This is a genomic window from uncultured Gimesia sp. (assembly GCF_937919775.1).
GTDB lineage: Bacteria > Planctomycetota > Planctomycetia > Planctomycetales > Planctomycetaceae > Gimesia.
In genome coordinates, this window is record NZ_CALFPF010000797.1 from 1 (window position 1) to 16,022 (window position 16,022).

The window sequence follows — 16,022 nt, forward strand, 5'->3', positions numbered from 1 at the left end:
CCCCTTTGTGAAGATCCGGCGATTGTCATTGCTCGATCTGAGCCTCATTCGTCAGTCAATCAAAACGATGAAAAAACAGAAACTGGATTTCCCGGGATCAGAAAAATATGCGAATCGACTTGAGATCTTGTGGAGAAGAGAGGAAAATCTCTGCCGTTAGCAATCGCTTAACAGGCGGGCATAAAACCAGCGCCTGTCAAATTCCACTCAAAGAAGTGAAAAGGGGCTGCCATGAAACAGGAAGACGTCGTTCGGGAATACCGAGAACAGGGCTTTGTGCATCTACCGAAATTCTATTCATCCGAAAAACTTGCGCAAATCAGAGCCGCTCTGGAACGCTACAATCGGGAAGTGGTTCCCGGCCTGCCCGAAAGTGATGTGGTGTATGAAGCCGATGGTCAGGCGATTCGCAACTGCTGGCGGATGCACACCCACGACCCCTTCTTCGCAGAGCTTCATCAGGACGAACGGTTACAGACGCTCATCGCCGAACTGGTGAATGGCACGCCCCTCTGTCTGGGGGTGGAAACTTTCAATAAACCGGCCAAGGTGGGCTCGGGAGTTCCCCCGCATCAGGACAACGCGTATTTCTGCCAGGAACCCCCCGATGTATTAACCGTGTGGGTCGCCATGGATGATGTCACCCCGGAAAATGGTCCCGTACATTATCTGAGTGGTTCTCATCTGCGCGGTTTGCGGGAGCATACGCCGTCCGGCGTGAAAGGGAATTCGTTCGGACTGGCGGAAGCGGTCGATGAAGAGAGCGCGTCAGCCGCGCTGTTAAAGCAAGGCGATATTCTGATTCATCACTGCCAGACGATTCACTTCAGCGCACCGAATATCAGCGACCATCCGCGGCTGGGGTTGCTGCTGGTCTTTCGAGGCGCACATACCGAGGACTCTCCGGAGATGAAAGACGCGTATCACCGGGCGCGGGCTCTGATGGAATCGAGTCCGAGTTGACCCCGCGCACACTTCAACTCACAAACCGGGCTCGTTCAAGTGTTCACGCCTGAATGCGCTGTGGAAAGCGAGAAAACAGACCGATTCGCGAAGAATTCGGGAACGGAACTTACTTTCCCGCGATTTAAAGTGACTTGCGTACCCCGTTCTGCTTGATTTTCCGCCTTGTGACGCTTAGATAAGTTGAATACACGTGTCTTACGGGTTCCGTCAGGGTCTGTTCGTCCGTTTGTTGACTTCGAAAAAATAGTGCCCTAAAATCGCTAACTTAGCATTGTTTAATAACTCAACAGAAAGAAACAGGGAGAGAATCGAATCTTCGCGCCTGAGCGATCAGGTCGTTGATCCACATTTTTCGGTTCTTATTTCGCTCGCCAAATAAAACTAAAGGGGAATGACAACGATGAGTGACCAGGCTAACGAAAACATTGAAAGTGTTCTTCAGGAAACTCGCTCATTTCCGCCGCCAGCCGAGTTCGTGGAACAGGCCAATATTTCCAGCAAAGAGCAATATCAGGAGATGTGGAATCGGGCAAAGGAAGATCCGGTCGGTTTCTGGGACGATCTGGCCCAAGGGCTGGAATGGGCTCAACCCTACGAGAATGTGCTGGAAGGAGAAATGCCCGAAACAAAATGGTTCACGGGCGGCAAAATTAACGCTTCGGTCAACTGCATCGACCGTCACCTGGATAGCTGGCGCAAAAACAAAGCCGCCATCATCTGGGAAGGCGAGCCCGGCGACACGCGCGTGCTGCGTTATCAGGATCTGCATCGCGAAGTCTGCAAGTTTGCGAACTGCCTGAAAAAACTGGGCATCGAAACCGGAGATCGCGTGACACTCTACATGCCGATGGTACCGGAACTGGCGATTGCCATGCTCGCCTGCTCGCGCATCGGGGCGACGCACTCCATCATCTTTGGTGGATTCAGTGCCGACGCCATCGCCGACCGCAACAACGATGCCCAGGCCAAACTGGTCATTACCTCCGACGGTGGCTGGCGCCGTGGCAAGAATATTCCGCTGAAGGAAGCCGTCGATCACAGTCTGGAAAAATCGCCCAGTGTGGAAAAGGTCGTCGTCTACCGTCGCACCGGTTGCGAAGTCGACATGGTGCCCGACCGTGATTACTGGTGGCACGATCTGATGGATGGCGTTTCCGCCGAATGTGATCCCGTCGAACTCGATAGCGAACACCCGCTGTTCATTCTTTATACTTCCGGAAGTACCGGCAAACCCAAGGGCGTGCAACACTCGACCGCCGGTTATCTGCTGGGCACGATGATGACTTCCCAATGGGTCTTCGATCTCAAAGAAGACGATACCTACTGGTGTACCGCCGACATCGGCTGGATCACCGGACACAGTTATATCGTCTACGGCCCCCTCGCCAACGGTGCGACCACCGTGATGTATGAAGGGGCTCCGAACTGGCCCGATGAGGGTCGTTTCTGGGAGATCATTGAAAAATATCAGGTCAACATTTTCTACACCGCTCCGACCGCGATTCGTGCGTTTATCAAATGGGGCGATGAATGGCCGAACAAATACGATCTCTCCAGCCTGCGTCTGCTGGGAACCGTAGGCGAGCCGATCAATCCGGAAGCCTGGATGTGGTATCACACGGTCATCGGACAGGAACGCTGCCCGATTGTCGATACGTGGTGGCAGACGGAAACCGGGGGCATTATGATGAGCCCGCTGCCCGGCGTGACCGCAACCAAGCCCGGCAGTTGTACGACTCCCCTGCCCGGCGTGGTGCCTGACATTGTGAACGCCGAGGGGGAAAGTCTGGGCGATAATCAGGGCGGTTTGCTGGTGATGCGACAGCCGTGGCCTCACATGCTGCGAACGTTGTACGGCGACCATGAGCGTTTCAAAGAAGTTTACTTCAGTACGATTGCCGGTTGTTATCTGGCCGGCGACAGTGCCCGCCGTGATCAGGACGGCTACTACTGGATCATGGGTCGTATCGATGATGTGATTAACGTTTCCGGTCACCGTCTCAGCACAATGGAAGTGGAAAGCGCACTGGTTTCACATCCCAAAGTGGCTGAAGCCGCTGTGGTCGGTTACCCGCACGAACTCAAAGGGGAAGGCATCTGCTGTTTTGTCTCATTGACCACCGATGATGGAACCGATGAACTCAAGGCAGAACTCAAACAGCATGTGCGAACCCAGATCGGTGTCGTCGCGACTCCCGATCAGATCCGGTTCGCCGCCGCGCTGCCCAAAACACGCAGTGGTAAAATCATGCGACGTCTGTTGCGCGACATCGCTGCCGGCCGGGAAAGTGTCGGCGATACGACCACGCTCGAAGATTTCAGCGTGCTCGCCAGTTTAAGCAAAACGGATGAATAATTTTCACGAATCCCTTTGTCATTAATCCGTAAAAGTTGTGCATGAGCACAATAACCGTTTTCGCAGGATGGCAGCTTGTACGCCATCCTGCTGTTCGTTGATATTAAGTAAATTGAAGGTGTCCTGATGTCTGATGACCAACTCTCTCAACTCTTTGAGCAGGTACGTCAAGGGGCGCTTTCTGTGGAACAGGCGGTCTCGCATTTCACAAACCAGCAACATCACAAATCGGCGATGCTGCACTCGGCGAACATTGACCTCGATCGTCGTTCGCGCTGCGGTTATCCCGAGGTGATTTACTGCGAAGGAAAAACGGCTGCCTCACTGGTGGAAATATTTACGTTACTGCTGGATTCGGGAGAACGTTGTCTGGGCACCCGGATTTCGGAAGATCAGGCAGAAACGGTCCTCAAACAATTTCCGCAGGCGATTTACAATCAGAGTGCGCGTACGGTGCGTATTCCGGAAAAAGACGCCGCTATTGACGAAGAACTCATCGCCGGCGAAATCGCCGTTCTGACCGCAGGCACCAGTGATCGTCCTGTCGCTGAAGAAGCCATCGAAACTCTGATCTGGATGGGTTACCAACCCGACTTCATCATTGATGTCGGCGTGGCAGGCCCGCATCGCCTGCAGGAACAGCTGCCTCGCATCCAGAATGTCTCCGCGATTGTGGTCGCCGCCGGTATGGAAGGGGCACTGCCTTCCGTCGTGGGAGGCTGGGTCTCCTGCCCGGTGATTGCAGTTCCCACCAGCGTCGGTTACGGCGCGAGCCTGGGCGGCATGGCGGCGCTGCTAGGCATGTTAAACAGTTGTGCTGCCAACGTGACTGTCGTGAATATTAATGCCGGCTTCAAAGCGGGCTTCGTTGCCGGCCTGATCGCCGACCAGAAACGTTCTACATCCTGATATCCTGCCTGCTGATTCAAAGAGAGCCCTGCCATGAAAATCTCCCCCCTGCGTTTTGTGTGCTGTATCATTTTTCTCACTTTGCTCTGCGGCTCGAACATCAATCAGCCTGTTCTTGGATCTGAAGAACAACCGGCCTTACAGCCCATCGTGCGCGTCGTCGATTTAAACGTCGGCGAAGAAACCACTGTGACACTTCATAACGGCGCACAGGTCAAAGTCAAACTGCGGGACCTGCAAGAGACCCGCGACCCGGTCCGGCAGGCGGTACGCAGTGCCATCGTCACCGTTGAAGTCGATAGCGAAACGGTGAAACTGGAATCGGGCATGTATAATCTGCCACAAAAAATCGGCCGTGTGCAGATCGACTGTTCGATTACCAAAGGTTACAACTCGAACGGTACGCCCGCCTTCTGGGGGCTGGATAAGGATGCCCGCCTGCGATTCTGGCCCGCCGACTCGCCGCTGATCAAACCCGGCTCCTTTATTTATCCCGTAGAGCAACGCTGGTTCGCGACACGCACCTGGTATGATAATGAGCCTGTTGACGGCGGCACGAAAATTCTTCCCAAAATTTATTATCACAGCGGCCTCGATATCGGCGGCGCGGAGAAACTGACGAAAGTGATCGCGGCTACCGATGCCATCGTGGTTTCGTCGGGCGATGATGTTCTGGATGCACACCGTAAAGATACGCCGGTCGCGCAGCGGTATGATGTCGTTTACTTACTCGATGCGCGAGGCTGGTATTACCGATATAGTCACCTCGACAAAATCAACGACCGCATTCTCCCAGGCCGATTGATTAAACAGGGTGAAGAGATCGGCACCCTTGGGAAGAAAGGGGCCAGTGGCGGGTGGTCGCATCTGCATTTCGAAATCAAGAGCCGCCAGCCTTCGGGCAAATGGGGCACTGAAGCCGGTTACGCCTTTCTCTGGGAAGCGTACCGCAATCAGTATCATCCCCCCCTGGTCGCCAACACCCGCCGCAAACATTTTCTCACAGCCGGTGATTCCACGGTTCTGAAAGGAACTCAATCTTACAGCGTCGACAACAGCATTCAGAGTTATGAATGGACCTTTACCGATGGCACGACGGCAACCGGTGCGGAAGTCAAACGAACTTACAACAAACCGGGCGCCTATAGTGAAATCCTGAAAGTCACCGACAAAGCAGGCAACGTCGATTACGATTTTGCCGACGTCCACGTACTCGATCCGAAAAACCTGGAAGAGTATGTGCCACGCATCCACGCTTCGTACTGGCCTTCGCTCAAAAACAGAGTCGGCGAACCGATTACATTTAAAGTCCGTACGTTTGGAAACACCAGCGGCAACGAAGTCTGGAACTTCGGTGATGGAAGTCCGACCGTCAGCGTGAAATCGGACGGAAATGTGAAACCGCTCGATGAAAACGGTTACGCGATCACCGAACACACTTACCAGAAACCGGGCGATTATCTGGTGAAAGTGGAACGCAGCCGCGACGATGGTGTTCGAGCAACGACACGCTTGCACGTGCGAGTTGATCCATAAGTTGAAATTGTAGGGGCAACCCTGTGTGGTTGCCCGCGTTATCGATATGGTTTGTGTAATGATGTACGAAACGGTTTCACTGGTGCCTTTGAAATCGCGATACGAAATCGAATGCCGCCAGGCGGGTGGGCACATAGACCCACCCCTACGATTGGGTCTCATGGCGTGAGGATCAATACATCTGTTTTCTTAACACATTCTGCGCGCTGCGCTCGGCACGAAACGCATTCGTGCCCACCAGATCGACGTGGGTCAAGTTCTGAATATTTTGAATCATTCTCTGCTGGCATTTGGTCAGAAGCGGTTTTACAATGGGCCTGTGACCATTGAACACTGCTTAATTATCTTGCGCCTTTATTTCCCTGCCTGGATCCTGCCTTCCATGAAATTTCATCTGCTGATTTCCTGTCTGACTCTTTTTTTGTTGAATCCCATTTTGCTCAACACGCTTTCTGCGGCTCCCCTGGAAGCCGACAAGCCGGTTGAGACCGTTGATTTCAAATCGGCGGTTCAAAAACGACTGCAGCCGTTGCGAAAACAATCGGCACTCCTGCATTCGGCCATCGGCGTGACCCGTAAAGAGACACCGATCCCCTGTGTCTATTCCAAAGAGGACCTCAACTTCCACACCGGAAAAATTCGCATTCTACTGATTGGCGGTCTCGACGGATCAGAGGCATCGGCCGCTGCGGTCATCAACGCCGTCAACTGGTTTTATGGTTCACCAGAAGCAGAGCCGTTACGGGAAAAATTCTCGCTCTCTGCCGTTCCGATCGCGAACCCGGATGGCTGGGTTTTGCAACAGGGGCCGAAGAACGCGTCACACGGTAATCCGACGCGCGGCTATCCGCCAATGGGGCCCGCTTACCACAGCCCGACGAATCCCGAAGCAGAATATTTGTGGCGCTGGATTGGCATGCATGCTCCCGATTTAGTCGTCGATGTGCGGGAGGGCGATCAGTTTCAGTGGATCATCCCCGTCGATGCGCTTTCCTCGACGCGTTTGCTGGGCAAACAACTGCAGCCGCAAATTCGTCCGGTCTTCGGCTGGGAACTGGTTTCCAGCCTGGCGTATAAAGCTCCCGCGCAGATTGGTCGCCTGCCGGCGCTGGCACTGGAAGTGACGAAAGAAAAGACCCCCTCTTTTCTACCCGCACTGCTGGCAGCCATCGAACAAAGTTCGTTTCACGGCCCTTCTCCTGCCCGGCTGGAGATGATGCGTCGTTTGCAGCGCACGCCGATTCAAGTCGCCACTCAACTTTCGAAAGTGTATGGCAACGAACTGGGGCGCTTATCTTACCTGCCTGTGGTTTCACTCATCAGCCAGATTCGACTGGGAGAACTGACGGGGGACCACAGCCGACTGCCTCATGTGGAAAAAATTACGCAGAACTATCTTGCGAAAACCCCAGACCCGCTCAGCGACAGTGGGGGCGGCAGTGTGATCGCCGGGCATTTACTGTTTTCCGAACTGGCGAAAGCGACCGGAAATCAGCAGTACATCGAGCTCGCGAAGCGGGCCGCCGATCTGGGATTTGACGAGCAGGGAAATTTCCGGGAATCGATGCCCCATCATGTCGAAATGAGTGACGCCGTTTTCATGTCGTGCCCGATTCTCGCAGCCGTCGGTCGCTTGACGGGCGACCCCCGTTACTACGAAATGGCTTTGCGTCACTGGCGGTTCATTCAGAAACTGGATCAGCGACCGGATGGCGTCTATCGTAATTCACCATTAAGCGATGCGGCCTGGGGACGCGGCAATGGTTTCCCCGCGCTGGGGCTGGCGCTGGTCCTGTCCGAGCTGCCTCTGAATTCTCCCTTGCGACAACAGTTCATCGACGGTCACCGTCAACATCTGGAAGCGTTGAGCCAGCATCAGGACCCGACAGGGATGTGGCATCAAGTGATTGATCACCCGGAAAGTTATCGTGAGATGACCTGCACCTGCATGATTACGTTTGCGATGATTCGCGGTATCCGTGAAGGCTGGCTCGATGAAAAACAATACGCGCCGATTATTGAACGCGCCTGGAACGCGATCAAAACCCGCGTGGCCTTTGATGGCACGCTCGTCGATGTCTGCACGGGAACGGGGAAACAGACCAGCGTGCGCGGTTATTTTGACCGCATGGCGATTCTCGGCAATGATACCCGCGGCGGCGCGATGGCATTTCTGGTTTCGAATGAAATGGCCCAGTGGCTCAATGAACGTGCCAATGCGGAACAGCAGAAACTGGATTGACTGTCACTGGCACTCGTCATTTTATAAGAAATTGAAACGCAGATTGAAACAGTGTCGGGCCAGCCGACAGTGGCACACGCCAGCTTGATTTTTATTTGCTGCGCAGTTGAGTTGTCGTTTGTTTCAGTGATGAATCCTGGTTTAAATTTTCTGTTGTGTCTGGAAATCCTGCTGATTGATGGGTTATGCTGGAAGGCACGTTTTTCATTCAGCCGACGTTTTGTTCAAGAGGTCTCCCATGCCATCGCGAATTGTCTGCCTGCTGCTCCTGCCGGTCTGTTGTCTGATTCAACAACTATCAAACGTCGACGCCGAAGCTGCGGAATCCGGTCTGCGGGCTGGCGCTGCAGCCGTAGATATTACGCCGCCGGTCGGGGTCTCGCTGGATGGGGTGATTTCCAAAAATGGGCCGGTGACCGGGATTCACGACCGGATTTTTTCTCGCGCACTGGTGCTCGATGACGGCAAGACGCGCATCGCGATCTGTGTGAATGATCTGTGCATGGTGGAGCGCAGCTATTTTGACAGGGTGAAGGAAATCGTGTTCCAGAAGACCGGTTTGCCTGTGAATCGAATCCTGATGACCAGCACGCACACCCACGCTGCACCCCGCGTTCCCTATGGTCGTGTTAGCAAACTCGATGATGAATATTACAACACGCTGGTACAACAGATGGCGTCAGCCATCATACAGGCAGAAAAGAATCTGAAACCGGCGCGTCTCGGCTGGGGCTCGTTCGATGCGGGTAAATATGCTGCCTGTCGGCGGTTTCTGGCGGAGAAAGGGAGCGTCTCATTGAATCCGTTTGGCGTTGCCGGCGAGCAGATCAAATCGGTTTCCGGTCGCAGCCAGCAGATCATTCAACCGGCGGCTCCCATTGATCCGCAGTGTTCGATTCTTTCGGTACAACATGCCGACGGCGCACCGCTGGCGATTTTAGGCAACATGAGCATTCACTATTGTGGCGGTTATCAGAAAGGGCAGATCAGTGCCGACTATTTCGGTGCTTATGCAAAACATCTCTCCGAAAAACTCTCGCAGAATAAAACGTATCCTCCCTTCGTGGGCATGCTGTCGAACGGAACGAGCGGCAACGTCGGCGGGGTCATGAAACAGAATCAAAATAAGTATGCGCCCTTTGAATGGATTGAAGAATCGGGAACACAGTTTGCCGAACAGACGTTGAAAGTCATTGACAAAATTGATCACAAGAACAATTTGAAGCTGGCGATGGTGGAACGGGAAATCGAGCTGGGTATCCGCCGACCAGATGCAGAACGGCTGGCATGGGCACAGGCGATATTAGCGAACCCAAAGCAGAAGACCGTGCATGGCTGGTCAAAAATTTACGCGAACGAAGCGGTGGAACTCAGCAGGTATCCCCAAACCGAGTCGATTAAAATCCAGGCGATTCGGATTGGTGACCTGGGAATTGTCGGGCTGCCTTGCGAAGTGTTTACGGAAACCGGTCTGGCGATTAAAGCAAAAAGTCCATTTGCTGCGACCTTTTCGATGGAGCTGGCCAACGGCTCCAGCGGCTATCTGCCGACACCGGAGCAGCATGCTTTAGGCGGATATGAAACCTGGCCCGCCCGCAGCAGTTATCTGGAAATTGATGCCGAAACACAGATTCGCCAGACGGCGCTGGAACTGCTGCGAAAGCTGCACGATTGAGCGTTGTGGCGTTTATTTATCCAGCCAACTGCTGAGTGTGACCTTTAACGTCAGCGGCACCCCGTTTCGAATCAGTTCGACCTCGACGGTATCGCCGGCTATTTTTTTGCCAATCAGTTTTACCAGCGATTCAAAATTCTCGACTTTTTCGCCCTCGAATTCGATAATGAAATCATTTGTTTGAATGCCCGCTTTCTGGGCCGCCAGTCCCTCAGACACATCACCGACAGTACATCCCCCTTGATCGGTTCCACTGCCACCGGAAATGCCGAGCATGGCATCACTCTCCCGCGTTTGAAAACGGGTGGCGGGCAGCGCTTTCATCAGGTCTTCTTGAGCCAGATCTGGTAAGCGATGTCCTTTGATCATATACAGGACCTCGAAATGACCAACGCGTTTGATAAAGCGCAGCCCCTGTTCCTGATCGTTCGCGTTCCACTTTGAACCCAGGGCAATATAGCGTACCTGTCCTGGCTGGGCTCTGTTTCCCAGTTGTGCTCTTGCAATCTCTTCTGCCGTCCACAATTTCACTATCCCGCCCCTTTTTCTGATTTCGCGAACGGCCCGTTTCTCCCGAATGTCGGTATGTCGATCGATGGCTTCTTCTGCCCGGATGGCAACGGAAGGGTTTGCGGCATGGGTTAACAGGTCGAGTGCATCTTCCGCGTCAGAAATGGAGTTTTCTTTGCCTTGGATATAAATGGCTTCGATGACGAGTATCGCACGGACGGCGGCTTCCAGACTGTCGCCGCGCGTGACTTTCAGCAGTGGTTCAATCACTGGCTGACCGTACGCGGGCAAGGCACGGGTGGCTTTTTCACGCTTTTGAAAATCGTCACTCTCCAGGTCGAGAATGTATTCGATTGCCTGTTGAGGAAGTTTGGCTGTTTCTTTTTCTTCTGCGGCCGATGTTTCGGAATGAAAAATCGATACCGCAATGAGAGCGCATCCCGCAATCAAAATCAAACGTGATGACATTTGGCCTGTACCTCTAAAAAAAGTTCGTCTGAAAAGGCGACTGTAGTCCATTTTCGAACAAAGCCGGCCTTAAATCAAGACGAGACTGATTGAGGAATACGGGAAAGGCCGCTATTTTTCCTGTTTCAAAGCGGAATTCAGCAAACCGGGCCGATCTGTCGTAATGCCGGCGACACCGATTTCAGCCAGTTTTTTCGCGTCTGCCACCTTATTGACCGTCCAGACATACACGGGCAGACCGGCTGCTCTGGCCTGTTCGACAAACGCTTTGGTGACGAATTGATTATAGCCGAGATCCAGACCATCCAGGTTGGCCGCTTTGGCTTTTTGAATATAGTAACCCGCGTTGTGTTCCCATTTGCGTGTAATTTTATTCTGGTTGACCTTGAAGACCCAGATGACTTTCAGTTCGGGCATTAACTGTTTGGCCTGCTGCATGGTTTCATAATCAAAACCGATGATGGCCGTCTGGGCGGAGGTTTTACCGGAAGCCGCCAGTTCTGTTTTCAGTTGCGGCAGTACTTCGGGGCCACATTTGATTTCAATAAACAGCCGTTTCTGTTCCGGAATGGTCTGCAGAATCTGAGTCAGCGTGGGAATGCGTTCGGCTTTGTATTTCGCATTTTTCCAGGCGCCCACATCCAGAGTCTGCAACTCGGCAAAAGTCTGTTCTTTCACAGCCCGATTGCGGCCGCCAATTCGTTTGGTGGTTTTGTCATGATAGGCAACGATGTGTCCATCTTTCGAAAGGTAAATATCGATCTCGACCGCGTCCGCATTGCGCTGCCAGGCCAGATTGATCGAGGCCAGCGTATTTTCGGGCGCATCATACGAAGCGCCGCGATGGCCAATGATTTCGACAGCAGAAAGCGTGGAGGTCAGTGACACGATAGCTAAACCTGTCATAAAAAAAACGAACTGGGGTAAACGCATGCACGACATCGTCTCTGGTCCTCGGTGAAAAATCCTGATTCCTTTGACAAACTTCTGTTCCTGACCTTCTGTTCCTGACTTAGTGCTTTGTCAAGCTTGGAATTGAGGGCTGGGGGTGTTGTTTACGTGCTCCGTTGTCGCACTCCCGTGATCTCGATCACCCCAAAATTCAAAAATGACACTCCATTAGTTATATAGAAGCATATTAAAGACTTGTAAAGAAACAATGAAATCTGTTTCCGGAACCTAAGAAAGGCGGCTGGTGTCCCTGATTCAGAAAGTGCGAGGTTTTTCCTGCTGCAATTGTGTTTTGTTATTTTAGCCATTGCTTGACGATCGGCAGTATCACTTCTAAACTCGTTTTTTGCAAACAATTTTCGAGACCGCGGTGAAATGTGTCTATTTTGATGCGTTCTCTCTGCCGTTGATAAAGCCAGAGACAGAACTCTTCAGAAGGAGCTTTATTGGTGCAAATTCAGGTGAACGGTGAAGACCAGCAGGTCCCCGAAGATTTCACAGTCGCCGGACTTCTGGCGCAACTGGGTCTGCAGCCAAAGTATCTGGCAGTTGAACGAAATTTGATTTTAATTCCACGCGAGGAACACGCCTCCTGTACACTGCAGGAGGGGGATCGTCTGGAAATTGTAACGCTGGTAGGCGGTGGGTAAGCATTATGGTAACGATCGGCAGCACAGAATCCTCACTGATCCTGGGAACGCATCATCTCAACTCACGCCTGATTGTGGGAACGGGAAAGTATGCGACTTACGAACTGATGCAGGAAAGCCTGGAAGTCAGTGGCGCCGACGTGATTACCGTCGCCGTACGCCGCGAGCGTCTGATTGATTCGGACGGCCGCAATATCCTCGACTTCATCGATCTGGATAAATACACCATTCTGCCAAACACCGCCGGCTGTTTTTCCGCAGAAGACGCCGTTCGCGTGGCGCGCATGGGCCGCGAAATATTGCGGGGTCTGGAAAATCCGGGCGCCGACTGGGTGAAGATTGAAGTGCTCGGCGACACGAAAACATTGCTCCCCGATCCGATCGCGACACTGGAAGCGACAAAGCAACTGGTGGACGAAGGCTTTTCCGTGCTCTGTTACTCGACCGATGATCCGATCACCGCGAAACGTCTGAAAGAAGCCGGCGCGACATCGGTGATGCCCGCAGGCAGTCCGATTGGCAGTGGTCAGGGCATTCTGAACCCGAATAACATTCGCATCTGTCTGGAGTACCTGAAAGAAAACGATCCCGATTATCCCGTCATCGTCGATGCCGGCGTGGGAACCGCCAGCGATGTGACCATCGCGATGGAACTGGGCTGCGACGGCGTACTGCTCAACACCGGCATTGCTGGCGCAAAAGACCCGGTGCGGATGGCGCGGGCGATGAAAAACGCAATCGAAGCCGGACGCGACGCTTATCTCGCCGGCCGGATTCCGAAGAAGTTGTATGCGACTGCTTCGAGCCCCGAAACCGGCGTGATCGCACCGAAAAGCTAAGTTGTTTCCTGAGTTTATTTCTTTTTCTTCGGCTCGCTGGTCTCTGCTTTTTGCGGCCAGGGCGGCTGTCGTTCTGCGACAATCGTCACGCTGATCTGATTCAGACCGGCAATGCCGCCGACCTGACCCGAGGTTTTGATGATCTTCCAGGTGGCGGTCGCATCCGCAACTTTCCCTTCTGAGACTGCATTATTCAGCTTGGCCACTGCAGCCGCTAATGCCTGTTCAAAGGAGCCGGCATTAGATGTTCCCGCAAATCGGCGACGGACCGGTTCCGGATCAAATTTGACAACAACAATCCCGTCATCAATGCCATGCACGCGAATGCCTTTGACCCAGGATGGAAACTTCTTCCAAGTGTCTGAGGCATTGACTTGAGAAATCACGGTGATCGCCAGTCCTGTTGGCGGAGCGGCTTTCAGAAAATAGTCCTGAATCCCGTCTTTTGGCGGCATGACATAAACGGCTCTCTCCAGCTTGGCGTCGGTATAACCGCCGGTCGGAACTTCTCCGAGAACCTGAACCACCAGATTCGGCGGAAACGAGGTCTGTATCTGATGGGTGACTTTCAGAATTTTGGGAACAGTGACCGGCTTTGATTTTTCTTCGTCTGCTTTCAGCAATGCCGCTCCGTTTAACACCAATGTCACCGCAAACAGAGTCGAACAGATCTGTGGTAAATAGTTCATTGAAAAACCTTTCCAGTTAAATGGGGTTGCACAAGAAACCGGGGCCGAAGCAGTATGATCATGCTGCCCCGTATCAGTAAGACCGCAAATGGAACCGTAACGATTCAGGAAAATGAAGCACTTTTTAAAAAAAGGGAAACTATCACAGCCCCTGCCCGCTATCTTGCTTCGATGGTCTTCCATTGGTCTTCGGCTGCGAAGGGATCGATTAATTGCGCCAGACCGGCGTCGACGAGTTCCGGTCCGGAAACGAACCGGCCGGGCCGCGTCCATTTGTCGAGCAAACTCTGTTCGCAGCCGAACAATTCTGCCTGCAGCCGATCGAAATCGGTTTCCATGATCTTAAAGTGTCGCGCCCATTCGGCGGCTTCTTCGAAGCGCACATCGTCTTCACTTTGCCAGCGAACCGGGTGGAACAGCAGCGTCGTATAACAAGTGACAAAACGATGTTTGCAGGCGGCAAAGGGGAGAATCGCAGCGGAAGAACATTCACCCAATGCGACTCCGGCCACATTTAATTTACGCAGCCGGATTAAACTGGCCAGAGTGAGCCCGGAATAGACGGAGCCACCGGGCGAATCAAAATAGATCGTACCGCGGGTGCCGCGCGGCAAATCAACCAGGCGCGAGACGAGATCTGATTCTTTATCACCCAGATCACCTGAAATCGCAATTTCCCAGTCAGGCTCTTTTTCTCGCGCAGAGTGGCTGCGAAAAGAGGTTACTTTTTCAGGGTAAGATTTCAGTGATGAAGTGGTATTTAACCGTCGTCGTTTATTCATTGTTTCGTTTATTTAATCTTCGCTGTGGTGGCCAACAAAAAACCTTTAATCCAGGCTGTTTAGGATAACAGAACAAAAGCCCTCTTCGCAAACAGAGTTTCGGTTCAGTTCGAGAAAAAGTCCGTGAAATTGCCTGTGCGACTTGGCGCAGAGAGGCTGTTCAGCACACAATAACTGATTGTTAATTACAAACCATCCACGATCGAATGTCATTTGAGGAATTTTCACTGTGAAAATCGTATTCAGCATAATCTGCCTGTTTGTCGGCCTGTCTAGCGTAGCCGTTGCCAGCGATGCCTCCGTTCAAATCACACAGCAGGGAACGAAAGTTAATGTTTCCATCGATGGAAAACCTTTCACGACCTACCATACGGGAGGCGATCTTCCCAAACCGTTTTTCTCTCCCGTACGCGCCGCTGACGGAACCAGCATCACCCGTTCGCTGTCCGATCCGGAAGATCACCCGCATCATAAAGGGATCTGGGTCGCCGTCGATGAAGTCAACGAAGTCGATTTCTGGGCAGAAAAAGGGAAGATTAAAAACTCGAGCGTGAAAATTATCAAGGCGTCCGGCGATCCGGCTGTGATGCAAGTCACCAACGAATGGCTGGGGGCGGATCATAAACCGATCGTGACAGAAAACACGGTGATTTCCATTTACGCCAATCGCCTGTTGACGTACGACATCACCTTTACCGCCGGTGCAAAACCGGTTGTCTTTGAAGACACCAAAGAAGGTTTGTTTGGAATTCGTCTGCCGAACGGGATGCGAGAAAAAGAAGAAGGCACCGTCGAAGACAATAAAGGCGTTAAAGGGACCAAAGACACCTGGGGTAAGCCCACCGAATGGATTGACTACTACGGCCCCTTGAACGGTAAAACTTATGGAGTGGCGCTGATGGACTCTCCGCAAAACTATAAGAAGTCCCGCTATCATGTGCGTAATTACGGTCTGTTTACCATCAGCCCGTTCGGCGATCATTCCTACACAAACAAGCAACAGCCTGCCGACCCGAAACACCTCAAAGCGGGTGAAACGCTGAATCTGAAATATGGAATTTACATTCACTCAGGCAATACACAACAGGGCAAAGTCGCTGACGCGTATCAGCAGTTTTTGAACGTCACGAAAAATAATGTCGCTCAGAAAAAACCGGTGCAGCAACCTGAGACGGATAAAGTCTCAGCCGCACCAAAAAAACCGGTCGCGCCGCAAAAGAAGGTCGCCGCTGCTCCTTATGAGGAACAGAGCGACGCCCTTAAACCGATCCTGGCCACCGAAGCTGCCGTCAGTAATGAATGCAATACCTGCCCGGAGGGCAAACGACGCGGTCTGTTTCGTCGCTTGCGTCGCCGCAATTAGCTGAACATGCAACCACTTTTCAGATCCCCCGGCCGCCTTCCCGTCTGTATAATCGGGCAGAATGGAACACATAATGCGCGAGAACG

Annotated in this window: 13 protein-coding genes; 9 read left to right on the forward strand and 4 right to left on the reverse strand. The window is 52.8% G+C overall.

Annotation, left to right across the window (positions count from 1 at the left end; genetic code table 11):
• Window positions 1-231: 231 nt before the first annotated feature.
• From Q0294_RS22595 to Q0294_RS22620, 6 genes are all read left to right on the forward strand, one after another.
• Window positions 232-963, forward strand: coding sequence for a phytanoyl-CoA dioxygenase family protein (locus Q0294_RS22595; protein ID WP_299469973.1), 732 nt, complete (start codon window positions 232-234; stop codon window positions 961-963).
• 403 nt (window positions 964-1,366) lie between these two features.
• Window positions 1,367-3,322 (forward strand): acetate--CoA ligase, encoded by a 1,956-nt coding sequence (gene acs / locus Q0294_RS22600; protein WP_299469975.1) that lies wholly within the window; start codon window positions 1,367-1,369, stop codon window positions 3,320-3,322.
• A 126-nt stretch (window positions 3,323-3,448) separates the two neighbouring features.
• Complete coding sequence (gene larB, locus Q0294_RS22605) at window positions 3,449-4,231, forward strand: nickel pincer cofactor biosynthesis protein LarB (protein WP_299469990.1); 783 nt, start codon at window positions 3,449-3,451, stop codon at window positions 4,229-4,231.
• Between the two features lie 33 nt (window positions 4,232-4,264).
• The gene (locus Q0294_RS22610; protein ID WP_299469992.1) at window positions 4,265-5,767 is read left to right on the forward strand and encodes a PKD domain-containing protein; all 1,503 of its coding nucleotides are present in this window, start codon (window positions 4,265-4,267) and stop codon (window positions 5,765-5,767) included.
• 382 nt (window positions 5,768-6,149) lie between these two features.
• Entirely contained in the window at window positions 6,150-8,009 is a 1,860-nt protein-coding gene (locus Q0294_RS22615; RefSeq protein ID WP_299469994.1) for a glycoside hydrolase family 88 protein, read from the forward strand.
• Window positions 8,010-8,247: 238 nt separating this feature from the next.
• Complete coding sequence (locus Q0294_RS22620; RefSeq protein WP_299469996.1) at window positions 8,248-9,684, forward strand: neutral/alkaline non-lysosomal ceramidase N-terminal domain-containing protein; 1,437 nt, start codon at window positions 8,248-8,250, stop codon at window positions 9,682-9,684.
• Window positions 9,685-9,696: 12 nt separating this feature from the next.
• On the opposite strand, the gene Q0294_RS22625 is transcribed toward Q0294_RS22620, so the two are convergent.
• Both Q0294_RS22625 and Q0294_RS22630 read right to left on the reverse strand, forming a co-directional pair.
• On the reverse strand, window positions 9,697-10,662 hold the full coding sequence (locus Q0294_RS22625; RefSeq protein WP_299469998.1) for a PDZ domain-containing protein: 966 nt from the start codon (window positions 10,660-10,662) through the stop codon (window positions 9,697-9,699).
• A gap of 111 nt (window positions 10,663-10,773) precedes the next feature.
• A complete protein-coding gene (locus Q0294_RS22630) occupies window positions 10,774-11,550 on the reverse strand; it encodes a glycerophosphodiester phosphodiesterase (protein ID WP_299470000.1) in 777 nt (258 codons plus the stop codon).
• Between the two features lie 512 nt (window positions 11,551-12,062).
• Between Q0294_RS22630 and thiS the strand changes: the two genes are divergently transcribed.
• A complete protein-coding gene (gene thiS, locus Q0294_RS22635; RefSeq protein WP_299470002.1) occupies window positions 12,063-12,263 on the forward strand; it encodes a sulfur carrier protein ThiS in 201 nt (66 codons plus the stop codon).
• Between the two features lie 5 nt (window positions 12,264-12,268).
• Entirely contained in the window at window positions 12,269-13,102 is an 834-nt protein-coding gene (locus tag Q0294_RS22640; protein ID WP_299470004.1) for a thiazole synthase, read from the forward strand.
• A 14-nt stretch (window positions 13,103-13,116) separates the two neighbouring features.
• On the opposite strand, the gene Q0294_RS22645 is transcribed toward Q0294_RS22640, so the two are convergent.
• Both Q0294_RS22645 and Q0294_RS22650 read right to left on the reverse strand, forming a co-directional pair.
• Window positions 13,117-13,791: a hypothetical protein gene (locus Q0294_RS22645; RefSeq protein WP_299470006.1), complete on the reverse strand. Its 675-nt coding sequence runs from the start codon at window positions 13,789-13,791 to the stop codon at window positions 13,117-13,119.
• 158 nt (window positions 13,792-13,949) lie between these two features.
• Window positions 13,950-14,573: an ATP-dependent Clp protease proteolytic subunit gene (locus Q0294_RS22650; RefSeq protein WP_299470008.1), complete on the reverse strand. Its 624-nt coding sequence runs from the start codon at window positions 14,571-14,573 to the stop codon at window positions 13,950-13,952.
• Window positions 14,574-14,802: 229 nt separating this feature from the next.
• Here Q0294_RS22650 and Q0294_RS22655 point away from each other — a divergent pair, with 229 nt between their 5' ends.
• Window positions 14,803-15,936, forward strand: a complete 1,134-nt coding sequence (locus Q0294_RS22655) for a PmoA family protein (protein ID WP_299470010.1) — start codon at window positions 14,803-14,805, stop codon at window positions 15,934-15,936.
• Window positions 15,937-16,022 lie beyond the last annotated feature (86 nt).